This window comes from Streptomyces sp. NPDC088197, from assembly GCF_044741185.1.
Lineage (GTDB): Bacteria > Actinomycetota > Actinomycetes > Streptomycetales > Streptomycetaceae > Actinacidiphila.
Map to the genome: position 1 here is coordinate 824902 of NZ_JBIUSD010000001.1, position 24623 is coordinate 849524.

At 72.5% G+C, this 24623-nt stretch carries 23 protein-coding genes, 1 pseudogene and 1 CRISPR repeat array; of the genes and pseudogenes, 11 read left to right on the top strand and 13 right to left on the bottom strand.

Annotated elements, in window-relative coordinates; translation table 11 throughout:
- Positions 1-126 precede the first annotated feature (126 nt).
- Entirely contained in the window at positions 127-846 is a 720-nt protein-coding gene (locus ACIOC1_RS03660) for a peptidoglycan recognition family protein (RefSeq protein WP_401851561.1), read from the top strand.
- A gap of 175 nt (positions 847-1021) precedes the next feature.
- Here ACIOC1_RS03660 and ACIOC1_RS03665 read toward each other — a convergent pair.
- Positions 1022-2125 (bottom strand): annotated as a pseudogene (locus tag ACIOC1_RS03665) (LLM class flavin-dependent oxidoreductase).
- Between the two features lie 158 nt (positions 2126-2283).
- Here ACIOC1_RS03665 and ACIOC1_RS03670 point away from each other — a divergent pair.
- The gene (locus ACIOC1_RS03670; protein ID WP_391041766.1) at positions 2284-2604 is read left to right on the top strand and encodes an SCO0607 family lipoprotein; all 321 of its coding nucleotides are present in this window, start codon (positions 2284-2286) and stop codon (positions 2602-2604) included.
- A 77-nt stretch (positions 2605-2681) separates the two neighbouring features.
- Here the strand turns inward: ACIOC1_RS03670 and ACIOC1_RS03675 are convergent, their stop codons facing one another.
- Positions 2682-6173 (bottom strand): phosphodiester glycosidase family protein, encoded by a 3492-nt coding sequence (locus ACIOC1_RS03675; RefSeq protein WP_401851563.1) that lies wholly within the window; start codon positions 6171-6173, stop codon positions 2682-2684.
- A gap of 340 nt (positions 6174-6513) precedes the next feature.
- Here ACIOC1_RS03675 and ACIOC1_RS03680 point away from each other — a divergent pair, with 340 nt between their 5' ends.
- On the top strand, positions 6514-7407 hold the full coding sequence (locus ACIOC1_RS03680) for a hypothetical protein (protein WP_401851565.1): 894 nt from the start codon (positions 6514-6516) through the stop codon (positions 7405-7407).
- Between the two features lie 101 nt (positions 7408-7508).
- Here the strand turns inward: ACIOC1_RS03680 and ACIOC1_RS03685 are convergent, their stop codons facing one another.
- Positions 7509-8642: an N-acetylmuramoyl-L-alanine amidase gene (locus ACIOC1_RS03685; protein ID WP_355339846.1), complete on the bottom strand. Its 1134-nt coding sequence runs from the start codon at positions 8640-8642 to the stop codon at positions 7509-7511.
- 54 nt (positions 8643-8696) lie between these two features.
- The gene (locus tag ACIOC1_RS03690; protein ID WP_401852026.1) at positions 8697-9146 is read right to left on the bottom strand and encodes a hypothetical protein; all 450 of its coding nucleotides are present in this window, start codon (positions 9144-9146) and stop codon (positions 8697-8699) included.
- Here ACIOC1_RS03690 and ACIOC1_RS03695 point away from each other — a divergent pair.
- Positions 9043-11598: a lamin tail domain-containing protein gene (locus tag ACIOC1_RS03695; RefSeq protein ID WP_401851567.1), complete on the top strand. Its 2556-nt coding sequence runs from the start codon at positions 9043-9045 to the stop codon at positions 11596-11598. The genes ACIOC1_RS03690 and ACIOC1_RS03695 overlap by 104 nt on opposite strands.
- A 617-nt stretch (positions 11599-12215) precedes the next feature.
- Here the strand turns inward: ACIOC1_RS03695 and ACIOC1_RS03700 are convergent.
- Positions 12216-12881: a redoxin domain-containing protein gene (locus tag ACIOC1_RS03700; RefSeq protein WP_391121938.1), complete on the bottom strand. Its 666-nt coding sequence runs from the start codon at positions 12879-12881 to the stop codon at positions 12216-12218.
- Positions 12882-13003: 122 nt separating this feature from the next.
- Here ACIOC1_RS03700 and ACIOC1_RS03705 point away from each other — a divergent pair, with 122 nt between their 5' ends.
- Positions 13004-13639 carry a TetR family transcriptional regulator gene (locus tag ACIOC1_RS03705; protein WP_401851570.1) on the top strand — a complete coding sequence of 212 codons (636 nt, stop codon included), beginning with the start codon at positions 13004-13006 and terminating at the stop codon, positions 13637-13639.
- Positions 13640-14216: 577 nt separating this feature from the next.
- On the opposite strand, the gene ACIOC1_RS03710 is transcribed toward ACIOC1_RS03705, so the two are convergent.
- On the bottom strand, positions 14217-14891 hold the full coding sequence (locus ACIOC1_RS03710) for a formylglycine-generating enzyme family protein (protein WP_401852011.1): 675 nt from the start codon (positions 14889-14891) through the stop codon (positions 14217-14219).
- A gap of 269 nt (positions 14892-15160) precedes the next feature.
- On the opposite strand from ACIOC1_RS03710, the gene ACIOC1_RS03715 reads away from it, so the two are divergent.
- Positions 15161-15601, top strand: coding sequence for a VOC family protein (locus ACIOC1_RS03715; protein WP_391041758.1), 441 nt, complete (start codon positions 15161-15163; stop codon positions 15599-15601).
- Between the two features lie 44 nt (positions 15602-15645).
- Positions 15646-16377: a cytidylate kinase family protein gene (locus tag ACIOC1_RS03720; RefSeq protein WP_401851573.1), complete on the top strand. Its 732-nt coding sequence runs from the start codon at positions 15646-15648 to the stop codon at positions 16375-16377.
- Positions 16378-16392: 15 nt separating this feature from the next.
- Here ACIOC1_RS03720 and ACIOC1_RS03725 read toward each other — a convergent pair whose 3' ends face one another.
- On the bottom strand, positions 16393-17244 hold the full coding sequence (locus ACIOC1_RS03725; RefSeq protein ID WP_401851575.1) for an SDR family oxidoreductase: 852 nt from the start codon (positions 17242-17244) through the stop codon (positions 16393-16395).
- 105 nt (positions 17245-17349) lie between these two features.
- Between ACIOC1_RS03725 and ACIOC1_RS03730 the strand changes: the two genes are divergently transcribed.
- Positions 17350-17760 carry a winged helix-turn-helix transcriptional regulator gene (locus ACIOC1_RS03730; RefSeq protein WP_401305682.1) on the top strand — a complete coding sequence of 137 codons (411 nt, stop codon included), beginning with the start codon at positions 17350-17352 and terminating at the stop codon, positions 17758-17760.
- A gap of 49 nt (positions 17761-17809) precedes the next feature.
- Here ACIOC1_RS03730 and ACIOC1_RS03735 read toward each other — a convergent pair whose 3' ends face one another.
- A complete protein-coding gene (locus tag ACIOC1_RS03735) occupies positions 17810-18256 on the bottom strand; it encodes a DUF1772 domain-containing protein (protein ID WP_355339867.1) in 447 nt (148 codons plus the stop codon).
- A 97-nt stretch (positions 18257-18353) separates the two neighbouring features.
- Between ACIOC1_RS03735 and ACIOC1_RS03740 the strand changes: the two genes are divergently transcribed.
- Positions 18354-18932 carry a TetR/AcrR family transcriptional regulator gene (locus ACIOC1_RS03740; protein WP_355339870.1) on the top strand — a complete coding sequence of 193 codons (579 nt, stop codon included), beginning with the start codon at positions 18354-18356 and terminating at the stop codon, positions 18930-18932.
- 45 nt (positions 18933-18977) lie between these two features.
- Here ACIOC1_RS03740 and ACIOC1_RS03745 read toward each other — a convergent pair whose 3' ends face one another.
- The 3 genes from ACIOC1_RS03745 to ACIOC1_RS03755 are packed head-to-tail and all read right to left on the bottom strand — an operon-like array spanning position 18978 to position 20259.
- Positions 18978-19199, bottom strand: a complete 222-nt coding sequence (locus ACIOC1_RS03745) for a DUF397 domain-containing protein (protein WP_401851578.1) — start codon at positions 19197-19199, stop codon at positions 18978-18980.
- Positions 19200-19219: 20 nt separating this feature from the next.
- On the bottom strand, positions 19220-19441 hold the full coding sequence (locus ACIOC1_RS03750) for a DUF397 domain-containing protein (protein WP_401851580.1): 222 nt from the start codon (positions 19439-19441) through the stop codon (positions 19220-19222).
- A 2-nt stretch (positions 19442-19443) separates the two neighbouring features.
- The gene (locus tag ACIOC1_RS03755; protein WP_401851583.1) at positions 19444-20259 is read right to left on the bottom strand and encodes a helix-turn-helix domain-containing protein; all 816 of its coding nucleotides are present in this window, start codon (positions 20257-20259) and stop codon (positions 19444-19446) included.
- A gap of 229 nt (positions 20260-20488) precedes the next feature.
- Between ACIOC1_RS03755 and ACIOC1_RS03760 the strand changes: the two genes are divergently transcribed.
- A complete protein-coding gene (locus tag ACIOC1_RS03760; protein WP_401851585.1) occupies positions 20489-21001 on the top strand; it encodes an ATP-binding protein in 513 nt (170 codons plus the stop codon).
- Between the two features lie 479 nt (positions 21002-21480).
- Positions 21481-21981: a GNAT family N-acetyltransferase gene (locus tag ACIOC1_RS03765; RefSeq protein ID WP_401851587.1), complete on the top strand. Its 501-nt coding sequence runs from the start codon at positions 21481-21483 to the stop codon at positions 21979-21981.
- 157 nt (positions 21982-22138) lie between these two features.
- A CRISPR array of direct repeats spans positions 22139-22650; the repeat unit is 20 nt; unit sequence CCCCCGCGCACGCGGGGATG.
- A gap of 138 nt (positions 22651-22788) precedes the next feature.
- On the opposite strand, the gene ACIOC1_RS03770 is transcribed toward ACIOC1_RS03765, so the two are convergent.
- A complete protein-coding gene (locus ACIOC1_RS03770; protein WP_401851589.1) occupies positions 22789-23604 on the bottom strand; it encodes an ABC transporter permease in 816 nt (271 codons plus the stop codon).
- On the bottom strand, positions 23601-24542 hold the full coding sequence (locus ACIOC1_RS03775; RefSeq protein WP_401851591.1) for an ABC transporter ATP-binding protein: 942 nt from the start codon (positions 24540-24542) through the stop codon (positions 23601-23603). The genes ACIOC1_RS03770 and ACIOC1_RS03775 overlap by 4 nt, the downstream gene beginning before the upstream one ends.
- Positions 24543-24623: the final 81 nt, after the last annotated feature.

The following is a 24623-nucleotide window of genomic DNA, read 5'->3' on the forward strand; positions in this document are numbered from 1 at the left end:
GCTCCGCCGTATGGAGGAAAGTTTCATCCGCACTCTGTTCTGCGGTGGTTACTTGGCATTAAGTTCCAACGGCAGCTGCCCGCACGGAATTTGACGCTCTCCCTCACCCCCACCACGGGAGCACACATGTCGGTCCCTGAGCACTTCGCCATGCCCCGCACCGCCCAGTCCGGCACGGACAAGTCCCGCGCCGCCCTGTCCCGCCGCCGCTTCCTCGCCTCGGCCGCCGTGCTCGGCGCGAGCGCGGGAGCCGTGATCGTCGGCGCCGCGCCCGCCTCCGCCTCCGCCGCGCGGATCGTCCCCGAGCCCAACATGTTCGACACCACGGCGTGGGGCGCCCGCCCGCCGTCCTCCCCGGTCAGCCTGGCCGGGAACAACCCCAACAAGATCGTCGTGCACCACACCGCGTTCGCGAACACCGCCGACTCCGGCACGTCCGGCTCGTTCGCCATCGCGCACGAGATCCAGGACCTGCACATGGACACCAACGGCTGGATCGACACCGGCAACCACTTCACCATCAGCCGGACCGGCATCATCATGGAGGGCCGCCACCGCAGCCTGGAACGGCTGCTCGCGGGCAGCAACATGGTCGTCGGCGCCCACACCGTCGGCCAGAACACGCAGGGCATCGGCATCGAGAACAACGGCACGTACACCTCGGTCGCGCCGCCGTCGATCCTCTACGCCAGCCTCGTCAGCCTCTGCTCGTACATCTGCTACAAGTACGGCCTCGCGCCGACGCAGATCTTCGGGCACCGGGACTTCAACGTCACCGAGTGCCCCGGCGACAAGCTCTACGCGATGCTGCCGCAGCTCCGGTCGGACGTGGCGTCCCGGATGTAGCGGCGGGTCCGCCGGGTGCGGCGCCGGGCCCGCGCGGGTTCGGCGCCGCGCCGTGCGGACCTCCGGGTTCGGCGCCGCGCCGGGCCCGCGCGGACGCCCAGGAGGCCGCCGAGTCCCTCGACATCTGGCAGTCCGCCCACGCGTCCCGTACCGCGGCCCCGCTGTCGAGGCACGGCTACGAGGACTGAGCCGGGCGCCAGCCCAGGGCCGGGCCCAGGGCGCCGGCGAGGTCGGTGAGGATCTGGACGTAGTCCTCGTGGGCGAAGGTGAAGGGCAGGGCGAAGGCGACCTCGTCGATCTCGCGGAAGGCGGCGTGGGCGTGGAGGCGTTCGGCGAGCCGGGCCGAGGGGCCGACGAAGTCGGGGGAGAAGAGCATGCGCGCCGGGCCCTGCGGAGCCGTGGTGCGCGGGAGGCGCTTGCGGGCTTACTCCTCGTAGCGGGCGCGCTGCGCGGGCGTGGCGCTGTCGGTCGGGATGACGACGAGGCCCTGCGAGACGCGGGCGCGGTCGCCGTCGGGGTGGTGGGCGCGGAAGGTCCTGATGTGGGAGAGCTGGATGTCGGCGAAGTCCGGCGCCGGGCCCGTCACCGCCGCCTCGGCCGCCTCTGCCGCCTCGGCCTCCGCCGCCTTCGCCGACTCCGCGTCCTTCTCCGGCTCCTCCGCCTTGACGACGCTGCTCGTCAGGAAATTCATGCCGTTCTCGCCCGCCCACCGCGCCGACCGCAGGCTCGCGCCGCCGTACCAGAGACGGCCGCCGAGGCCGGGGGAGTGCGGCTGGACGCGGTCGGAGAAGACCTCGATGCCCTCGACGCCGCTGAAGTCGGTGGCGCGCTCGCCGCGTACGAAGTCCAGCAGCCGCCGGACGCGCGGGTAGCCGAAGTCCTCGGCGTCGGCGGTGTCCGGGTAGAGCGCGGGCCCGACCTGCTCGAAGTGCGTGGGCGGCCCGACGCTGACGCCGGGGTTGAGCCGTCCGCCGGACAGGATGTCGACCGTCGCCAGATCCTCGGCCAGCCGCAGCGGATTCTCCCAGCCCAGCGGGATGACGGCGGTGCCCAGCTCGATCCTGCGGGTGCGCTGGCTCGCCGCCGCCAGCACGGCGACCGGCGAGGAGATCCCGTACTGGAGGTGCCGGTGCCGCACCCACGCGCTGTCGAAGCCGAGCCGTTCGCCCAGCTCGATGATCTCCAGCGTCGACTCGTGCCCCCGCCGGGGGTCGGCCTCGTCGAACAGCCCGATGGTCAGGAAGCCCAGCTTCCGCAACGGCTCGGATTCCAGCGGCACAGCACGCCTCCCACGTTTCCGTCCATACTCACGCCCGCCCGCCGCCCCCGCACTCCGTACCCACCGCGACCTGAGTACGAGCACGGATGATTCGGACACATCCGCGCGGCCACACTGGTCCAGGAGCGAAGATCACCTACGCGAGAGGCGGCAGCGCCGTGCAGACCAACCATCCCCGTCGGCCCCGGATTCCCGCCGGCCCCCGGCTCACCCTGATCGGACTGTCCCTCGCGGGCGTCGCCTTCATGGGGCTCGGCTCGGCGTGCAGCATGCAGGACGCGATGTGCTCGGGCGGGGAGTACCCGGTGGCGTCGGTCGGGCCCCCGGCGGGCGGCGGGGCCTGCGTGTCGGACAAGGAGGAGCCGCCGAAGGGCTTCGTGCGCTACCCGAAGGGCAAGGTCCCCCGGCACGTGGACGACAAGTGGGACAAGTACTGGCAGGAGCACTCCCTGGACGCCGAAGGCAACGAGGTGAAGTGAGGCCCCGCCGCGGGGGGCGGGACCTCACAAGGCGTGCCGGGCCCGCGTACGGATCGGCGTACGCGGGTACGTAGCGGCTACTTCAGCGTCACCGTCGCCGACGCCGTCAGGCCGCCCGAGGCGACCGTCACCGTGACCGTGCCGCGCCGCAGCGCGGTGAGCGTGGCGGTCGTCGGGTCCAGGACCGCGAGGGTCCCGGGACGGCGCTTGGCGGCCTTGGCCTCGGAGGGCGAGTCGGTGACCAGGACGCCCGCGGACCCCGACCAGACCACCGTGGCGGGGTAGCGCAGCGGAAAGCGCAGCCCGAACTCGCTGGTGATGCCGGTGGCCGCCAGAGCGGCCGACGTGCCGACGGGCACGGGACCGTCCGCCGTCAGCTCGATCCCGTCGATGACCGGGCGGCTCTCGGCCCGCAGCCACTCGCGGGTCCGCGGGCTCGGCTGCCCGGCCCGGACGCGCGCGGGCCTGGGGTCGACGCCGACGTGCATCCAGCCGAAGAAGCCGCCCTGGTCGGGCGAGCTGTAGGGCGTCTTGCCCACGGCCGGGGTGGTGACCTCCAGGACGCCGTCGGTCCGCGTGACCGACGCGGTGTGCGCGTGGCCGGTGAAGAGCGCGACCGGTTTGCCGGAGGTCTCCCGGAAGTCGGCCAGCCACTTCTGGAGGAGCCCGGCCTCCAGCTGGTCGGCGAGCTGTGAGGCGCCCGCGCCCGAGGGGTCCCGCAAGGGGTGGTGGAAGGACAGCACGACACCGGTCACCGACCGGTCCCTGGCCGCCTTCGCCAACTCGGCCTGGAGCAGCGGCACTTGGTCCCAGTCCGAGGTCCGCATGTCGCCGGTGTGCGAGTCCAGCAGGATGAAACGGGTCCCCTTGTGGTCGAAGACCTGCCGGTTGGGGCGGCCGGTCACGGCGAGGAACGCGTCGAGGCCGCCGGTCGCGGACAGCCCCGCCTCGTGGTTGCCGGGCGTCCAGTACACCGGCAGCCCGGCGGGTACGTGGTCGCGCAGCAGCCCGTTGGCGAGTGCGAAGTCCTCGGGGTTGTTGTTGTCCACGAAGTCGCCGTTGATCAGCAGGAAGTCCGGCCGGGTCGCGACGGCCTGGCCGAGCGCGGTCACCGCCTGCCGCCCGGAGAAGGAGTCGAGCCCGGCCGCCGCGCTGACGTGCAGGTCGGACAGGACCGCGAAGGTCCACCGCCGGTCCGGCAGTCCGCCCTGCTCGACCACGTACGGGTCGGGCTGCGGGGCCTGCGAGGTGTCCGGCTGCTGCCCGACCTGCGCGGCGAGCCCGTCGAAGTCGAGCCGCCCCGCGTTCTTGTTGGTCTGCGACGTCTCCGCGATGTAGATCCGCAGCAGCGTGACCGGCTCCGAGTACCCGGCGGGGAGGTCCCCGACGACCCGCCGCCACCCCGTCCAGTCCACGGTCAGCGCGAGCGTGAACGGCACATTGGTGGTGCCCTGCGAGTACATCATGCAGCGCAGCCAGTGGTTGTTGCCGTCGCCGTTGACCCACAGCGCGATCCGCTTCGTGCCCGTGGGCAGCGTGATCGGACCGCCGCCGGCCACCGCGTATGCCGCCGACGTACTCGTCTGCCCGGTGAAGTCGTACGTGAGCCGCAGCGCGTGGTTGTCGGCCGCCGCGCCCGGCCGGTCGGGGGCGGCGACGAAGGCGACCGACGCCGTGCCCCGCGCGGCCAGCGCCGTCCAGTTCTCGGCCGGCTCGAACTCGGCCAGCGACACGTCGACCAGGCCGACCGTCACCGGCAGCCGGGCCGTCACGCCCCCCACGGTCGCCGTCAGGACGGTGGCCTTGCCGACCGCGCCCGCGTCACCGGTGATCCGGAGGCTGCCGTCGGGCTGCGCGGCCACCGTGATCAGGGCCTTGTCGTAGGCGAGTCGGACGTCACGCGGCGCGACGGGCGCGTCGAAACCGTCCGCGTCGTATCCGGTCAGGCTGACCGACGCGGTCGCGCCGGGGTCGATGGTGACGGCCCGCTCGGTGAACGCCAGCCGGTGCAGGTCGCCGAGGACCCGCAGTTCGTGCGCGCCGTCCGCGTCCCCGGTACGGGCGCGCAGCGTTCCCGCGCCGGGCTTCCTGGCGCGGAAGACGCCGTCGCGCGCGGTGCCGAGGGAGCCGGGCGAGGCCGACCACCGTACGGGGTCGCGGTGTTCGTCGATCGGCACCGGCGCCCACGTCTCGTCGTAGCCCGCCGCCGCGACGTCCACGGTCAGCCCCGGCACGACGCGGTCGGCGCGCGGGCGTACGTCGAGGCCGCGCAGCCGTCCCGAGCCCTTGCGGGCGGCGAAGAGGCCGACGCCGTTGGGCACGGGCCGCTCGCCGCCGTCCGAGGGGGTGTTGACGACTCCGGCCCCGGTGTCTCCGGGCCTGCGGGCGACGATCTCGGTGGAGCCGCCGCCGTCGAGCATGAACGCCTCGGTGGCGCCGAGCCGCACCAGCAGCTTGGCGGTGTCGTCGAAGCTGAGCCCGGCGGAGAAGTTGGCCGAGCCGTCGATCGCGACGAGCAGCAGGCGGTGGCCGCCGTCCAGCCACGCGATGGCGGTGCGCGGCTTGGCCGCGTCGTTGCCGGTGCTCGGCGGGAAGTCGATCGCCGTGCCGCCGCGCACCAGCACCTCGCCGCTGCCGAGCGCGGTGCGCAGCGCGACGGGCGCGTTCGTCCGCGGCGCGAAGTCGACGGTGACGGCGTCACCGGGCTCGGCGGCGGCCAGTTGGGCCGCCGCCGCGCCCCGGCCGAGCACGACGAGACCGCCCTCCGGCACCGCGGTGTCGGTGAGTTGGGCGTTGACGGCGGTGATCTTCCCGCCCGCGACGACGAGTTCGGTGTACGGGCCCGCGTCCTGGATGAGCGTGCGGCGCCCGGCGCCCCACTCCGGGGTGTACGCGGCGACGCCGTCGGCGGGCACCGAGGGCGAGTTGAGGGCGGTGAGCGGCCGTCGCGTCCCGGCGACCGTGACCGTACCGGTGAGCACCAGGTCGGCCAGCCGGGCCACCCGGTCGGCGCCGATCGCCGCGACGGTCGCCGTCTTGTTCGTGCCCTTGCGGAGCGTGCCGTCCTGGATTTCCGGGCCCTCGGCCGCGAAGGTCTCGGTGATGTCGAAATAGTCGCCGTTGACGGCGGCCACGGCGTGCTGCGCGTTCGCCGCCTGGGCGAGCGGACGCGGATCGCTCACCTTGTCCGCGACGAGGTCCACGCCGACCGACGCGTTGCCGAGATCGGCGTTGAGCACATGGACCCGCGTCCAGCCGGTGCGGCCGAATGTGTCGAAGGAGGTGAGGACGATACCCGGCGCGACCGGGTAGTCCGCGCGGCCCGCCACGAGGGATTCCCCCGGAACGGCCAACTGGTAATTCGGCGGCTTGTATTCGGCGTAACCGGGGTATTTCGCCGATTCCGGCGGAGTGAACGCCGGTGCGCTCCCGGCCTGTCCCGATGTGCCCTGTCGGCTCGTTTGCGCGCTCGCGGTTCCGGCGGTCGCGGTGAGTCCGGCGGCGACGGCGCCGACGATGAGGCCGCGTCGCGTTATCCCCGAGGCGGCACTGGTTTGCTGATTCTCCATGGCGCATCACGCTATGGGTTTTTGCCGTCGATGAGATGAACGAAAACGTAGGTGAGGACATCGGGTTGCCGGTGCGCGGGCGGATTGCGCCCGAACGGCACCGTGGGCGGCGCGGCCTGCCGCACTTCACGTCGTTGACGCGGGTGCGGAACGTCCGCATTTGGCGGGCACGTCGGGATATTGCCGCCCAGGAGGCGGCGCGGCTTTTCAAAAAACACACAGGTCGCTTGCAACCCCTCCCGTTACAGCTGTTAGTTTCGGTCGGGCTGCCCCTTCGCGGGGGACGTGGACATCCCTGCGGCCCACCCTCGGCCGCGAAGCCAGCGGAGAAAGACCACGAATGGATTACTGCTACACGTGCCGCCGCTCCGTCAACGGGGCGCTGGTGTGCCCGGGTTGCGGCGCCTACGCGCCGGAGACGGACGCGGCACCGGTCTCGTACGCGGACCCGGCGTCGTACGCGGACCCGGCTCCGGTCTCGTACGCGGACCCGGCCCCGTACGAGCCCGCCGCGTACATACCGGAGCCCTCCGTCTTCCCGGCCGCCCCTGTGGCGGTGGCCGCGCCTGCGGTTTCGGCTGGCGCCGCGGCTTCGGCTGCGGCTGACGAGGAGGGGACGGCGTCCGTCCTCGGGCCCTCCTCGCTCGTGCCCCGCTTGCAGGGCGGACGCGCCGCCCGGCGACGGCAGTTGGAGCGGTGGAAGAAGAACCGGCGCCGTGCGGGCGTCGCCACGGCGGTGGCCCTCTTCGGCGGCGGCGTGACCGTCGCGTCCATGCAGAACCACGGCTCCGGCCGGGGCACGACGGCGTCCTCGTCGTACGACACCGTGACGCCGGTGACGCTGCGCACCGACAACGCGCAGGCCACGGAACCGACTTCGGGCTCGCACGCCGCCGCGCCCGCCACCCAGCGGCACACCCGTACCCCGGCGCTCCCCACGACCCAGGCGACCCACCCGGCCGCCACCAACGCCGGTACGGCCCCGCTGCCCGCCACTTCCCCGGCCACCGGCCCGGCCCCGTCCGCCTCGACGGCTCCTTCGACGCCCCCGTCGACCGGCACGCAAGCCGTGAACACCGGCACCGGCACCGCCGCCGACACCCCCGCGGACCCCGGCACGACGACGACGGCGCCCCCGGCCACCACCCCCGCCGACCCCGCGCCGCCGAGCACGTCCCCGACGACGCCGCCAGCGCACCAGGGCCTGTGCATCCTGATCCTCTGCCTGCCGTAAGACCCCGGCCGGGACGTGCCCCGTAGGGGCGTTGGCTCCGCCCCCGGCGGCGGCCCCAACGCCCCTAAAAGATCAGGTGCACCGCACCCGTATGGCGCGGGCTAACAGAAGGCCTCGCGGACGGACCCGCCGACCGCGGCACACCACGTGCTCAGGTCGACCTTGCCGTTGGGGCGCAGGCCGTGCAGCCGCTGGAGGTCCTGGACGGCCTTCTGGGTGGCGTGGTCGAAGGTGCCGTTGACCGTGACACCGGCGAAGCCCTTGAGGGCCAGGATCGACTGGAGGCCGCTCACCGGCAGCCCGGTGGCGTGCTTGTCGAGTACGGGCGCCAGCGCTTCCCACGTGGCGGTGTCGAAGGTGGCGTCGGGCGTGACCGGAATGCCGTGCGTGGTCTGGAAGTCGGCGACCACGGCGTTCATGTCGGTGCCGAAGACGCCGTTGGGCGTCAGCGCGGTGTACCCGGCGTTGTTGAGCAGGTACTGCGCGACCCCGACGACCTGGCTGTCCACGAACCGCCAGATGTCCGGCCAGCGGCGCGCGGGGATGTCCCGCCGGGGCGTGCGCATCTGGGTCAGGACGCGCGAGCGGATCGTTGGGAACTGCGCGTAGAAGGCGGCGCCGGGACACTCGGTGCCGAGCCGGAAGTCCCAGTGCCCGAAGATGTCCCAGGCGTGCAGGTCGAACTGCCGGCACACGGCGACGCACAGCTCCACCAGGGAGTCGAGCAGCGCGCGCGGCGGCGTCTCCGTGATGTACGTGCCCTCGTTCTCGATGCCGATCGCGTTGCCGTTCTCACCGGGGCAGTGCGCGGCCGTGACCTGGTGTTCCCCGGTGACCAGCGTCTCCAGGCTGCGGTGCCTGCCCTCCATGACGTAGCCGCCGCGGCTGACGGTGAAGTGCTGGCCGGTGTCGGCCCAGCCGTTGGTGTCCATGTGCAGGTCCTGGCAGTCCTTGGCGAGCTGGACCGCGTGGGCGCGCGAGTAGTCCGTGACGTTGGGGAACGCCATGTGGTGCAGGATGATCTTGTTCGTGGTGTTGCCCGTGATCTGGATCGGGCTGGACGGCGGCCGGGCGCCCCACGTGTCGCAGTCGATGATCCACGGGAATTGCGGCGACGGCGCGGCGACGGCCGCTCCGGGCAAGGCCAGTTCGGTACCGACGACGGCGGCGACCGCTCCGCCCAGGCCGACTCTGAACAACGTGCGACGGTCGACCTCGTGCTCGTGTATGGCCAATGCATGCTCCCCGAGGAACGTGGCAGTCACTGTTAACTGCCGTGCACCCGGAGACTATTGAGCCTTCTGATGTCTGACCAGAATTGTTTCAAGATCGTGATGCTCGGTGTGGAACCGAAGGCTCACCTGGCGTTCGCCCGCGGTTCGTCCGCCATTCGCCGGGCTGCCGGAGGCTTCGCGGGACCCCTGCTCATTTCCCGCCGTGCCGACCGAAGAGGGACCCACAGCCTTGCAAATCTTGCATAAGAGATGGCGTGCGTCAATCACTCTGGGCGTCGCGTTCCTGACCGCGATTCCCTTTTTCCTCGCGTCCTCGCCCGCCGCCTCGGCGGTTTCGCCGGCCGGTTCGCCGACCGTTTCACCGACTGTTTCGCCGACGGCCGACGCGGCGCCTTCCGCCGTGAAAATCAATGAGGTCGAGTCCAATGGCGGAACGCCGGGCGACTGGGTCGAGTTGGTCAATTCGGGTGCGGTTGCTGTTGATGTGTCGGGTTGGCTCGTCAAGGACAATGACGACTCCCATGTGTTCACGATTGCCGCCGGTACGTCGATCGCGCCCGGCGGTTTTCTCGTGCTCGACGTCGACCCCGTCTTCGGGCTGGGAAGCGCGGATTCCGCGCGGCTTTTCCTGCCCGACGGCGTGACCTTGGTGGACGCGTACTCCTGGACCGCCCACGCGGCGACCACGTACGGCCGTTGCCCCGACGGCACCGGCGCTTTCGTCACCACGACCGCCTCCACCAAGGGCGCCGCGAACGACTGCGGAGCGCCCTCGTCGGCCGTGCGAATCAATGAGGTCGAGTCCAATGGCGGAACGCCCGGCGACTGGGTCGAGTTGACCAACACAAGTCCCGTGTCCGTGGACATATCGGGCTGGCTCGTCAAGGACAACGACGACTCCCACGTCTTCACGGTCCCCGCCGGTACGTCGGTCGCGCCGGGCGGTTTCCTCGCCCTCGACGTCGAGTCGGCCTTCGGTCTCGGCGGCGCCGACTCCGCCCGCCTCTTCCTGCCGGACGGCACGACGCTGGTCGACGCGTACTCCTGGACCGCCCACGCGGCGACCACGTACGGGCGTTGCCCCGACGGCACGGGCGACTTCGCGACGACGGCCGCCTCCACGAAGGGCGCGGCCAACGCGTGCGCCGGTCAGGTCGCGGCCTCCCCGTGGCCGGGCGGCTCCTCGGTGACCACGGTCGACGACGCGAACGTCTTCGGTACGAACCTGAGCGGTCTGGCGTACGAGGGCTCCGGCGGGCCGACTCCCGGTGTGCTGTGGGCGGTCAGGAACGGCCCCTCCACGCTGTACCGGCTGGAGTGGGACGGCGCCAAGTGGGCGCCGGACACCGCCGACGGGTGGAGCGCGGGCAAGGCGCTGCGCTACCCGGACGGGACCGGTGACCCCGACGCCGAGGGGGTCGCCCTGACGGGCGCGGGCCCTTCCGGCGGCGTCTTCGTCTCGACCGAGCGCGACAACGCGGTCAGCGGCGTGAGCCGTCCCGAGGTGCTGCGCTTCGACCCGCCCGGCACGGGGTCCGGCGCGCTGCGCGCCACCCGCGAGTGGAATCTGACCGCGGACCTGCCGCCGGTCGGCGCCAACAGCGGCCTCGAGGGCATCACTTGGGTGCCCGACAGCTACCTGACCTCGCACGGCTTCCGCGACCAGCACACGGGCGCCGCGTACTCCCCGGCCGCCTACCCCGACCACGGTGACGGCCTCTTCTTCGTCGGCCTCGAAGGCAACGGCAGCGTCTACGCGTACGCCCTCGACCAGTCCGGCAGCGGCTTCACCCGCGTCGCCGCCTTCGCCAGCGGCTTCCCGAGCGTCATGGAGCTCCAGTTCGACGCCGAGGCCGACCAGTTGTGGGCCGTGTGCGACGACACCTGCAACGGCCGTACGGCGACCTTCGCCGTGGGCGCCAACGGTGACTTCGCCGCCACCGGCCTCTACGAGCGCCCGGCCGCGATGCCCAACTTCAACAACGAGGGCTTCGCCTTCGCCCCGCGCTCCGAGTGCGTCGACGGCCGCAAGCCGGTCTTCTGGTCCGACGACAGCGACGACGGCGGGCACGCGTTGCGCGGCGGCACGATCGCCTGCGCGGCGGGCGGCGCCTTCCTGCCCCTGAACGGCTTCTCCGACGTGGCCCCCGGCGGCACCACCTCCGGCCGTGTCGTCGCCACCGGCGGCCGTACGGTCCTGGTCTCCGACGCCCGCGACCCCGCGGGCGTGCTGGTGTACGTCGGCCCCGGATCCGCCCCCGCCCAGGTCCAGTTGACCGGCGGCGCGGCCACGCTCTCCCTCGGGCGCGGCTCCTACGAGATCACCGGCTCCGGCCGCACGACCACCGTGCGTACGGTCGACGGCGAGCCCGCCGTCCTCGCCCCGGTCCCCGCGACCGTCGCCCGCGGCGCCTCCCTCACCTACACCGAGACCCCCACCGGCCTCACCGGCATCCGCCACACCGGCTCCGTCACCTTCGGCCCCTGCACCGGCGTCGACATCCAGAACGTCATCCTCGGCACCCCCGGCAACGACCGCCTCACCGGCACCCCCGGCAACGACCTCATCCTCGGCCGCGGCGGCAACGACACCGTCGACGGCGGCGGCGGAAGCGACTGCGTCCTGACCGGCGCGGGCAACGACCGCATCTCCCTCCCGGGCACCGGCCCTTCGTACACCGACGCGGGCGCCGGCAACAACGTCGTCTCGGCGGGCGACGGCGCCAATGTGGTCCTCGCGGGCAGCGGCAACGACCAGATCACGACGGGTGGGGGCGACGACCGTATCGACGCGGGCGGCGGCAACAACGTCGTCTCGGCGGGCGGCGGCTCCGACACCGTCCGGTCCACCACCGGCAACGACACCTTCGACTGCGGCCCCGGCCTCGACACCGCCCACCCCGGCACCGGCAACAACACCAACGTCGGCGGCCGTTGCGAGACCTTCCTGTCCTGACCCCCGCCAAGAGAGGCCGGGCCCCCGCCCGGCCTCTCCCGTCCCCCCACACGCGGCGCCACCCCGCCGTACCCTGTACCCAGCCCCGGCACGCACTCCCACCGCGCGGCGGTTCGCCCCATCTGCCCAATCCTTGATGGTTGGTTCCATCCGCCTCCCCCCACTGCTGAACATGCACGTCAGCGAGACCGCCCACCCGCGCGTGCGGGGATGACCCCCCAGCCCGTGCCAGCTACGCGGGCCACAGCATCTGCCCCCCCGCGCGTGCGGGGATGTCCCCTTCAGGATGGCGGCGTTCGGGAAGCGCTCGGGCTGCCCCCTGCGCGTGCGGGGATGACCCCGTCCAGGACCTCATGGGCATCGACTGGCCCGTCTGCCCCCCGCGCGTGCGGGGATGACCCCCGGTCCAGCAGTTCGCCGATGCCGTCACCGAACTGCCCCCCCCGCGCGTGCGGGGATGAGCCCATGTGCTTGGTGACGGTCTTCTCCAGGGCGTCGTGCACCCCGCGCGTGTCAGGGGATGGCCCCGGGGGCTACTTGGCGCTGTGCCCCGCGCATGGCGGCCCCCCGCGCGTGCGGGGATGACGTGTTTGCTCAGGGCGCGGCTCCGCCGAGGGCTATTCGAGGGCCGCGACGGCGGCAAGGATCTCGGCGGGTTCCGACCGCGTCGTGTAATCGGGGTGGACGTCGATCCAGCGGATGGAGCCGTCGGCGCCGACGAGGACGGTCGTGGCGAGCGGGAGAGCGGCGGACCCGTCGGCGTTGACGTCGGTGAGGCGGACGCCGAGGGACGCCTGGGCGTCCTGCGCGCTGTCGGCGAGGGTGAAGACGATGCCGAGCCGCGCGGCGATCCGGTTCCCCGGGTCCGACAGCACGGCGTACGACAGGCCGAGCTTCTCGGTCATCGTCAGCGAGCCGTCCGGCTTCTGCGGGCTGAGCGCGATCAGGGCGACGCCCCGCGCTCGGAGTTGGTCGACCAGGGCCTCCTGGTAGGTGCGCAAGGTCAGGTTGCAGTACGGGCACCAGGCTCCCCGGTAGAAGACGACGACGGCCGGGCGCCCCGCCCGTACGGCCGAAAGGCTCGTCGGCCGACCGGTCGCGTCCAGAAGGTCGCCGTCGGGCATGGCGGTGCCCGGACCGGCGACGCCGTCCGGGACACCGGCCGCCATCAGCCGCCGCCTCTCGTTCTCGAAGGCGGTTCCGACCTCGGCGGGCAGCCGCCCGGCGGCCTGCGCCTGGACCTCGGCGGCCCGGTCGGCGACCGGGGTTGCGATGTCGTTCATGAGAGCGCCCCTTGCGTGCTGCGATTCGTGCTGCGATGGGCCCAGTGATTTCTGGGTCGCAGATTCCACTCTCGCGTCCAAAAAATGGGTTCTCAAGTCCAAAACGGTGTTAGCGTGGCGTCATGGCTACCGATACGCGCCCGACGGCCAAGCTGACGCCCAAGGGGCTGCGGACCCGGGCCCGTATCGTCGACGCCGCCGCCGAACTCGTTCACGAACGCGGCGTCGCGGGCACCACCCTCGAAGACGTCAAGGCCGCGGCCCAGGTCAGCGGCTCGCAGCTCTACCACTACTTCGCCGACAAGGAAGCGCTCGTGCAGGCGGTGATCGACCGCCAGGCCGACGCCATCGTCACCACCACCGAGCAGGCGGGGCTCGACACGGTCGAGGGGCTGCGCGCCTGGCGCGACCTCGTCGTCGCCGAGGCCGGACGCCTCGACGGCCGGGGCGGCTGCCCGCTCGGGTCCCTCGGCGGTCAGCTCGCCGAGAGCGACGCGCGGGCCCGCGCTCGGGTCTCGGTCGGGTTCGGCCGCTGGTCCACCGTCATCGGCCAAGGGCTGGCCGCCCTGCACGCCGCCGGGCGCCTCCGGCCCGGCATCGATCCGGACGACCTGGCCGTCACCCTCCTCTGCGCCTTGCAGGGCGCACTCCTGCTCGCCCAGATCCAGCGGGACAGCCTTCCGCTGGAGACCGCACTCGACACCGTCCTGGCCCTGAGCCTCAGCCCCGGCGTCACCTTCGGCCAGGGCGCCGGATGACGTCCGACGGAACTCCGGGCGCCGCCGCCCCCTCGGTGCGGCGGAACGAACTGCGGCTCACCGCACGCTGATTGTTTGGACCCAGCCCCCGTGAGTCGCCCGCACCCACGTCTTGGCGCTCGGTCCAGCCTTGGCCCCTGCGGCCGCCTGCCGCGGCCATATCCTGTGCTCGGGGCCGTGCGGCCCGCCTTCAGGAGCCGCTTGCCCTATTCGCCCGATCCTCGACAGTTGGTTCAATCGGCCCCTGCCCCCTGATAACCCCGCACGTCAGCGAGCCTGCTCCCCGCGCGAGCGGGGATGACCCCGATGCGGCGCCGATCGGCGCCGGCGGGCCGATCTGCTCCCCGCGCAAGCGGGGATGACCCCCTGTCGAGTGGTTTCCAGACCCCGCGCATGACCTGCTCCCCGCGCGAGCGGGGATGACCCCTCGGCGACCTCTTCGACGATCCGCATGACCGGCTGCTCCCCGCGCGTGCGGGGATAGCCCCGGCCCCAAGGCCGTGCGTTGGGGGAACGGCGATGCGTGTCCGGACGTGGGTGACCGTGGAGGTCGATCGTCCTGCGACCCTTACGGTCCTTACGGCCGGGGCGGCGACGGCGACGGCGGCAGCGTAGAACGTGCGACGCGGAACCCCACGTCGTCGATTCCGAACGTCGGATGGCTGCGGCGCCGTACGGACGCGCGGCAGCTCCAGTGCTCGTCGGCCCAGCCGCCGCCGCGCAGCACCCGGTAGGTCCCGTACACCTCGGCGTCGTAGACGTCCCAGCACCAGTTCCACACGTTGCCCAACATGTCGTACAGGCCGAAGGCGTTGGGCTCCTTGCCGCCGACGGGGTGCGTACGCCCGTCCGAGTTCCCCTGGTGCCAGGCGACGGCGTCGAGCTGCCCGTACCTCGGCCCCGTCGTCCCCGCCCGGCAGGCGTACTCCCACTCGGCCTCGGTCGGCAGCCGGTAACCGTCCGCCGTCTCGTCCCACTCCGCCCGCTCGGCCTCACGGTCCAACGCGTACGCGGGCGTCAGCCCCTCCCGTCGCGACAGGGCGTCGCAGAACTCCGCCGCGTCCCACCACGAAACCCCCTCCACCGGCAGCCGCCCGCCCTCCACACTGCTCGGCCTCCGGCCGGTGACCTCCGCGTACGCCTCCTGCGTCACCGGCACCGCCGCCATCTCGAACCCCGCGACCTCGACCTGCCAGCTCTTCTGCGTCCGCCGGTCCGACACCGTCACCCGTCCCGCCGGGACCCCCACCATGTCCTCCACAGCCGGCCACCCTACCGACCACCCCGAATACGCCCCCACGGCCCGTCGGCACCGTCCCCCACCAGGCGGCCACCCGCCCCATTCGCCCGCCCCCGCGACCTTGCCGAACCCACCCCCACCCGCCGACAATCCCCCAGGTCAGCCCCTCCGCCGCCCCCGCGTAATGCGGGGAAGACCCCCTCCGCGGAAGTCGAGGTATTCGCGGTCGGCCCTCGTCCGCGTCGGCCGCGATTGTCCGAGGTGCGCGTTACGGTCCTGTCATGGCAGCAAGAATCGATCTGACCCTTGATTGCGCGGACGCGAAACTCCTCGCCACGTTCTGGAAGACGGCCCTGGGGTATGTGGACGAGCCGCCGCCCGCTCCCTTCACGACCCGTGAGGAGTGGCTGGCGCAGTTCGACCTTCCGGAGGACGACTCCGCGGACGACGGCGCGTGGCTCTGCGATCCCGACGGCGTCGGCCCCCGGTTCTGCATCCTCAAGGTCCCCGAGCCGAAGACCGCCAAGAACCGGCTCCACATCGACGTCCGGGTGCCGGGACACGGCAGCCCCGACGAGCGGTGGGCACGGATCGAGGCGGAGTCCGAGCGGCTGGTGAAGGCGGGCGGGGTCGTCCTGGAGGAGTTCGAGGGGCACCATGTGGTGATGGCCGACCCCGAGGGCAATGAGTTCTGCGTTGCCGCGGCCTCGGCGGGAGGCTGACCGGGGACGGCATCCGCCCGCCCCTCACGTGGGGAGGGGCGGCGATGGAGCAGGGCACCCGTGGGGAGCTCATCGATCGGCTGGCGGAGGCGGTCGGGGCAGCCGGGGCGGTCACGGCTGGGGCGGTCACGACAGGGCACCCGGTGCGGGTCGCGGTCGACGGGCCGCCGGCCGCGGGGAAGACGACCCTGGCCGACGAACTCGCCGTCGTGCTGCGGGCGCGGGGCCGCGAGGTCATCCGGGCGACGGTGGACGACTTCCTCGTCCCGCGCGCACAGCGCTACCGGCGCGGCCGGTACACCGCCGAAGGCTGCTACTTCGACGCCCACGACCGCGCCGCGCTGTGCCGGTTCCTGCTCGACCCGCTGGGACCTGGCGGAGACCGGAGGTTCCGAACGACGGCCTACGACGCGCAGACCGACACCGCGCTGTCGCCACCGGCCGCGACCGCCCCGGCGGACGCCGTACTCCTCTTCGACGGCGTCTTCCTCCTGCGCCCCGAACTCCTCGACCGGTGGGACCTGCGCGTCCTCGTGTCCGTCCCCTTCGAGCAGACGGTGGACCGGGCCCGGAGCCGGGACGCGGCCCTGACGGCCGCCGCCCGGAGCCGAGACGCGGCACTGACGGCCGCCGCCGAGATCGAACGGTCCTGGCGCGACCGCTACCTCCCCGCCCAGCGGCTCTACGCCGCCACGGCGCACCCCGCCGACCACACCGACATCACTGTCCACAACACCCGCCTCCAGAACCCGAGTTGGGAGGTCAGGCAGGGCTGACCGGGACGCGGCGCCTCAGCGGAAGGCGGCGATGTTACGGGTGACCCAGTCGCGGAAGGGGCGCGGGGCGCGGCCGAGGACGCGCTGGACGTCCGGGCTGATGGCCAACTCGGCCGGACGCGGGGCGGAGAGGATGTCGAGGGTGTCGTCGGCGAGTTCGGCCGGTACGAAGCGGGTCATCGCCAACCGGGCCTCGTCGCGGGTGAGTTCGTGGAACCGTACGGGCGAGTCGAGCGCGGCGGCGAGGGCAGCGGCCTGCTGACGTGGAGTGATGACCTCGGGCCCGGTCAGTTCGTACACCCCGCCGTTGTGCCGGTCGTCCAGGAGGCAGGCCGCCGCGACCTCGGCGATGTCGGCCGGGTCGACGACCGGAACCCCCACGTCGCCGAAGGGCGCGGCGACCGTCCGCTCCGTACGCACGGACTCCGCCCAGGCCAGGGCGTTGGACGCGAAGCCGCCCGGTCGTACGATCGCCCAGTCCAGGCCGGAGCCGCGCAACGCGTCCTCCACCGCGCGCACCGCGACCCGCGACGGGTCGAGCGGCCTGGTCGACACGCCCTGCGAGGACAGCAGGACGACCCGGCGTACGCCGTGGGCAGCGGCGAGGCCGATGAGGTCGGCGGGCCTGGCTTCGGGGGCGTGCAAGTCGCCGGACAGGAGCAGGAACAGCGCCTTCGCTCCGTCCAACGCCGCTTCCAGGCTCGCCGGTTCGGCCAGGTCGGCCGACACGTGGCTTACGCCGTCCGGCAGTTGCCCCGAGCCGGTCGGGGGTCGCCGCGACACCGCCGTCACCTGCTCGCCCGCCTCGGCCAGTGCCTGCGTCAAAGGCCGGCCCACGTTTCCGGTCGCACCGGTCACCACGATCATGTTCGGCTCCTCGTTCCTGCTGCGTTATCCGTTGTGGCTACGGGGATTGACGCTAGGAGCCGGGCTTACTTTCCGTAAGGACATACCCCGAGGTAAGCTCCGGGCATGGAGGAAGGCGTGCAGCTGAAGCCGGTCGCGGCGGACCCTCGGTATGAGGTGTTTCACACCGACTGCCCCGCGCGCGACATGGTCGACCACGTGACCAGCCGGTGGGGCATCTGGGTGCTGATCTCCTTGCGGACCAACGACCTCCGGTTCTACGAGCTGCGCGACAGCATCCGGGGCATCAGCGAGAAGATGCTGGCGCAGACCTTGCGCGCCCTGGTCCAGGACGGCCTGATCTGGCGGGCGGTCGAGCCGACGACTCCTCCCCAAGTCACCTACGGCCTCACCGACTTCGGCCGCGACATCGGCGAGCCCCTCACCGACCTCTTCGACCGCATCACCCGCCGCCTCCCGCCGCCCTCGCCCGTCCCCGAAGGCGGTTCCACCCCGTCCTGGTCCCCTCGCCACTGACCGCCGACACGGCGCGCGCAAGCGCCTGGGCGGGGGCGGGGCGGCCCGGTCAGAGGAGGGCGGCGGCCAGGAAGGCGAAGGCGGCGATGATGACGGCGACGCGGACGTAGTGAAAGCGGTCCCAGCGATTCATCTGCTGCTTCCAGTCGGCGGGCCGATTCTCGGGGGTCCAGGTCTTGCTCTGGTTGTTGATGGGGACGAGCAGCAGGATCGACATGATCACGCTGACGATCAGCAGCGCGGCACCGGTGATGACGAGGCCGACGCCGTCGTGGTGCCGTCCGGCGACGGCCCAGACGGCGGCGAGGACGAGCGAGCCGATGTACCAGAACGGCATCACGGCGCCGAGCATGCGACCCCCGTGGGCGCGGGCGAGCTGGCCGCTGTCGTCGGGGAGCGCGTTGAAGATCGGGTTCATGACGAAGGCGACGGAGAACTCCACCCCCACCATCACGCCGACGACCACGGTGGTGATGACCTCAAGTGCGTTGAGCATGGTGACCCTCCCGGAGATCCGGATCTAGCGTTGCTAGCCGTTGGTGCAACGCTAGACCTGCTACCGCTCGATTGTCTAGCGGTGCTAGAATCGAGTCATGTCGGTACAGGAACGCAAGGAGCGCGAACGGGCGGGCCGCGAACGCCTCATCGTGGCCACGGCCCGCGAACTCGCCGAGCGCCAGGGCTGGGACGCGGTCACCACGCGCCGCCTCGCCGAGCGCATCGAGTACAGCCAGCCCGTCCTCTACAGCCACTTCCGGGGGAAGCGCGAGATCATCGGCGCCGTCGCCCTCCAGGGCGCCGCCGAGATGGCCGTGGCGATACGGGCCGCGACCTCCGCCGTGGACGACCCGCGCGCCCGGGTCACCACCCTCGCCCGCACCTACCTGGACTTCGCCGAACGCAACCCGGCGGTCTACGACGCCATGTTCAACCTCGACGGCGGCCTCGCCTTCGCGCACGAGGACACGCCGGAGCCGCTGAAGGACGCGTTCGCCGCTCTGCTGGAGACCCTGGGTGAGGTGGCCGGGGACGGCGTCCACCCGGGGCTGTTCACCGAGCTGTTCTGGGCGTCCCTGCACGGACTCGCCACCCTGACCCGTGCCGGGCGGCTCCCGCCGGGGGACAGCGAACGCAGAACCGAGCTGCTGGTCGACCGCCTCGCCGTCCTCTGACGCCCCGCCCCGGGCCCCGCCCCGACCCCGCGCCGGGGCGGACCGCTAGACGGTGGGGAGTTGGCCGGACTTCACGGCGTCGATGAAGGCGGACCAGGAGGCGGTGGGGAAGGTGAGGGCGGGGCCGTGGGGGTCTTTGCTGTCGCGTACGGGGACGGTGCCGGGGAAGTTGTCGGCGACCTCGACGCAACTGTCCGGGTCCGCCCCGCCGCTGTAGGACGACTTGCGCCACTCGGCGGCGCTCAGGTTCGGTCCGGTGCTTGGCATGATCACTGGTCCTCGGACGTTCAGGCGGTGGGGAGTTGGCCGGACTTCACGGCGTCGATGAAGGCGGACCAAGAGGCGGTGGGGAAGGTGAGGGCGGGGCCGTGAGGGTCTTTGCTGTCGCGTACGGGGACGGTGCCGGGGAAGTTGTCGGCGACCTCGACGCAACTGTTCGGGTCTGAGTTGCCGCTGTAGGACGACTTGCGCCACGCGGCGGCGCTCAGGTTCGGTCCGGGGCTTGGCATGGCTAGTGGTCCTCCAGCGCGGATCGCAGTAGGTCGAGGGACTCGGACGGCGACAGTGCGGAGTCCCGGAGACGATCGTAGGACAAGCGAAAGTGGTCCACCTCCTCTGTTTCCTCGACGAGTTGGCCGCTCCAACTGCTCTCGACGTAGGCGACCGTCCGTCCGCTGGGGAGCCACAGCAGTTGCAGCGAACTGCCGAGCAGATTGTGCAGGCCGACGCTGAACGGCACGACGTGAAGCGTGATGTTGGGCTGTTGCCCTGCCTCGATCAAGCGCTTGAGCTGGTCGTTCCACACCGCGTGGTCCTGAACTGGGCGTCGGATGACCGACTCGTCCAGCAAACCCCTGTAGTTCAGGCGCTTCACGCCGGTCAGCCGGTCCTGCCGCGTTATCCGGTCGTGGACCAGGTCGGCAAGCGGCTCGTCAGCGGTGTCGGCGCTGTGGACGCGGATCTGGGCCTCGGCATACTCCGGCGTCTGCAATAGGCCGGGGACGCTGCTGATGGCGAACTCCTGGATGCTCGTCGCCTCGGCCTCCAGGTCCTTGAAGCCCTGGTAACGGCTCTGCCCCGCCTCGCGCTTGGCGGCACGCCACAACTTGCTGAGCAGGTCACCGGTTCCGTACAGCCGGTCGAGCGCGTCGATGGCGTCGAGGGAGCCGAGCCGGACGCCCTTCTCCAGCCGTTGGAGATACGACGGGTCGTACTTGGAACGATCGGCGAGTTCGGCCAGCGTCCAACCGGCGCGCTCCCGCTGTCTGGTGAGTTCGGCCGCGAGCATCGCGCGTGGGCTGAGTTCGTCCTCGGCTCCGTCGATCATCCGAGCGCCCGTTCCTTTCGCCTTGCCTCCGCCGTGGGCAACGAGCCTGTGGCCAGCGCCGATTGGCGGCTCCGCCTGCGGGTTTCGCGGCGGCGGCCACGTAACCGGGCCCGTACCCCTTGCTGTTCGCGGGGTCAACGGCCGACCCCTGGCGATCGTATGGCTCCCGCCTCACGCTTGTGTACGGAAAGTGAGAATTCGATCACGCACGGAGAGACGGTAAGGCGCTATGTCGGGAGTTGCCGTAGAGGCGAAGGGCGGTGGCGCGCCGCCGCCCCCGCAGCCGTACACCGATCCACAAGAGCTGTGGCCCCCAACGGCGTTGGGAGTACGGCGCGCCCGTCACTCGCTGATGCGAACCCTTGCCGCGTGGCGGGCCGAACGCGACGTGGCCGAGGCCGCCTGCCTCGTCCTCGCCGAACTCGCCGCCAACGCACAGCGCCACGGGCACGTTCCCGGCAAGCAGTTCGGCGTCAGCGCCCATCGGCTCGCCGACGGCCTGCTCCTCGAAGTCCACGACGCCGCCGGCGGTTCCTTACCCGTCCTCCTCGACGCCCCCACCCCTGATCTTGCCGCCGAACGCGGGCGCGGGCTCCTCCTCGTGGACGCCGTCACCCACGGCCGCTGGGGTGTCGCCCCGCGCGCGGGCGCCCCCGGCAAGGTCGTCTGGGCCCTCGTCCCCGCCCCTGCCTCTGCGCCTGCGCCGTGGGGCGACTCTGCGGTGCCGGGCCCCGCCCGCTGAGTCCCCGCCGCATCCTCGGCCCTACCCTGTACGCGGGCGGCCTCGTCGCGACGCCGTTCGCCGCCTCTGCCTGACCCTTTGCACCCGGCTCAACCCGGGCTCTGCGCCCGGCAACTCCGCACGTCAGCAAGCCATTTCCCCGCGTACGCGGGGATGACCCCCGCACGCGGGCCAGCGGCCGGGGCGCGTCCTGCCGCTCCCCGCACACGCGGGGATGACCCCGGCGTGGTCGTCCACCACACCGTTACCCAGGGGCGGTCCCCGCGCCTGCGGGGATGACCGCTCGTCGGGACTCACCGACGCTGGAGGGGGCGTAGGGCCTCCCGTTTCTCCGACCGGGCGGTGCGGGGCGTACGGCGGGAGCTGCGGTCGCGGAGGGGAGCGGGGCACGTCGGAGGCTCGACTGCGTGCGTCGAGGCCGCTGACGGTCGATACGGGGTGGGTGCGGACGAAAGGGCGCCCCGTGTGATGCTGGCGGCATGAGTGATCAACCTGAGGTCGCCGTCGTCCGGTGGCCGGACCAGGCACCTTCGGCCGGGGACGGGCTGGACGGGCTGCTGGCGGCCTACCACCTGCGGACCGAGGCCGAGAAGGGGGAGCCGGTCGCGGGGGTGGACGGGCTGCCGGATCGGTACCGGGCGGAGATCACCGACCCTCGGAGCGCGTTCGCCGCCGATGTCGTGCTGGTGGCGCTCGTGGGGGACGCCGCCGTGGGCTGCGTGGTGGTGACGCGTCCGGACCACGGGCACTCCGAGGTCAAGAGGCTCTGGACCGAAGCCGAGTTCCGTGGCCGGGGCGTCGCGTCCGCCCTGCTCGGCGCGGCGTTCGCGCAGGCGGCGGAGAACGGCGCGGATACGGTCCGGCTCTCGGTGTGGAAGTGGCGGACCGGGGCCATCGCGCTGTACGAACGGCTCGGCTTCACCGTCACCGACTCGTGGGACGAGCGGGAGCAACTGGTCTGCATGCGGCGCGCCTTGTGAGCGGTCGCCGTCACCCGCTGACGGCCGCGCCATCGCGTATCGCGCGGCGATGGCACGGCGCGTCGTCACCCCGCGTCAGCCGGGACGGCGGCTGCCGAGGCGCGCCTCGCCCAGGGCCCCCGGCCCGCTCCACGAACCTCATGACGACCTCAGCCGCTCCCCGCCCACGCGGGCATGACCCCGGGCCCCGGAGGTCCAGCGCGAACGGGATCACCTGCCCCCCGCGCACGCGGGGATGCCCCCCAGGTCAGGGAGCGGCCGGCATCGAGGAGCAGCTGCCCCCCCGCGCACGCGGGGATGACCCCTGGCGGCCGGGAAACGGTGGGGCAGTAGGCCCCTCCCCCCCCCCGCGCACGCGGGGATGACCCCCACCCCGTGCTGGCCAGAAGCGCGGCGACCTCCTGCCCTCCCGCGCACGCGGAGATGAGCCCGGCGCCCTGACCCGCAGGATCGCGGCAGCGTACTGCCCCGCGCACGCGGGGATGACCCCAGGCGGCGCCACGTCTCCGGCCCCACGAGACCCTGCCCCCGCGCACGCGGGGATGACCCGAACCTCGGCACCCGCGTCCACACCCGGGCGCATGCTGCCCCCGCGCACGCGGGGATGCCCCCCCCGGCCGCTTCCAGCTCCCGGCGCACCAGCGCCCTGCCCCCTCGCACGCGGAGATGCCCCCCGGACGCCGCCGCGACGGCCCACCGTCGCCGACCTCGCCCCGGCGCGCCCGCCGCCCCGGCGCGCCCCCCGCCCGGGCCCGCCGCCCCCCGACGGCGAGGTCAAGGCGAAGCGCAGCCCCCGCCGGGGCGGCGTTATTGGTCGCGGCGGGGGACCGTCAGGAGGACGAGGAGGGCGGGGGCGGCGGCCCAGGCGGCGAAGGTGAGCCAGGCGCCGGGGATGGTGGAGGGGTAGGGGGCGTGGAGGATGGCGATGGGGAGGGTGAGGCGGTACCAGGCGTTGAAGGGGAGCGCGTGGGTGAGAGTGGCGCTGAGGTGGGTGCGGTCGGTGATGGAGACGGGGAGGATGAAGGCGAGAAGGAACAGCGTGACCATGGTGGCGACGCTGTGGCGGATGACGGCGCCGAGGCCGAGGCCGATGAGGGCGCCGAGCGGGGCGAGGACGGCGGAGGCGGCGGTGATGCGGAGGGCGACGGCGTCGGTGAGGGGGACGCCGGTGTAACGGCCGTACAAAATGGCCGCGTCGCACCAGACGGAGGCGGCGACGGTGAGGACGCCGAAGACGGCGGCGACCGCCGTGACGACCAGGACCTTGGCGGCCATGACCTCCCGGCGGGCGGGGACGGCGCAGAACGTCGTACGGAGCAGGCCGGTGGTCTGTTCGCTGAGGATCGCGATGGCGCCCACCGCGCCCATGGCCAGCAGGACCCAGGCGGCGGCGGGACGGCTGAACGCCTCTTGCAGGGCGCCGTGCGCGGTGAACGGGGGCGGCCCGGAGTGCCAGTGCGCGCGGGCGGCGCGCGCGGCGTTGGCGTTCACGCCGACCGCGGCCAGGGCGCTGAGCAGCACGAACCACGGGATGGACCGCAGCGACCACAGTTTGATCCACTCCGCCGCCAGCAAGTCCCAGAAGCGGGGGGCGGGTTCGAGAAGGCCGGATTCCGTACTCATGACCGCTCTCCCGACTCCGCCGCGTACTCCACGCTCATACCTGTCAGTTCCATGAACGCCTGCTCCAACGAGCCGTTCAGCGTCGTCAGTTGGTGGACGAGGATGCCGTGCTCCACGGCGATCCCCGCGATCCGTACGGCGTCCATCCCGGAGCCTTCGGCAGCCGTCACCGTGAGCAGGCCGTCCGGCGCCTGCGTCACCCGGGCGCCCGCTCGCGTGAGCGCGATCACCAGCCCCGCCGGGTCGTCGGCGCGGACCTCGACGACCTGCCCGCGCTGCCGCGCGCCGCGCGCGGCGAAGGCGGAAACGCTCTCGTCGGCGAGGAGTCGACCCCGGCCGAGGACGACGAGCCGGTCGGCGGTGTGCTCCATCTCCGTCATGAGGTGGCTGCTGACGAAGACGGTGCGCCCCTCGGCGGCCAGCCGTCTGAACAGCGCACGGACGAAGAGCACGCCCTCGGGGTCGAGCCCGTTCAGCGGCTCGTCGAAGAGCAGCACGGGCGGATCGCCGAGCAACGCGCCCGCGATACCGAGCCGTTGCCGCATGCCGAGCGAGAAGCCGCCGATGCGCCGGCCGGCGGCGTCGCCGAGCCCGACCTCGCGCAGGACGGTGTCGATCCGGCCGCGCGGAACGGCGTTGCTGCGGGCCAGGAAGCGGAGATGGTCGTACGCGGTGCGCCCGCCGTGCGCGTCGCCCGCGTCGAGCAGCGCGCCGACGTGGCGCAGGCCCCGGCGGCGGGTACGGAAGTCGTGGCCGTTGATGGTCGCGGTGCCGCCAGTGGGGGTGTGCAGGCCGACGAGCATCCGCAAAGTGGTGCTCTTGCCCGAGCCGTTGGGGCCGAGGAAGCCGGTGACGTGGCCGGGGCGGACGGTGAAGGACAGGTCGTTGACGGCGGTGGTCCGGCCGTAGCGCTTGGTGAGATGGCTGACTTCGATCACGGGACCACGCTGCCGTCCGGAGCGGCGCGGGTCATCGGCCGCCGGAGGACGTCCCCTGTCCGCCGGTCGCGGAACGGTCCG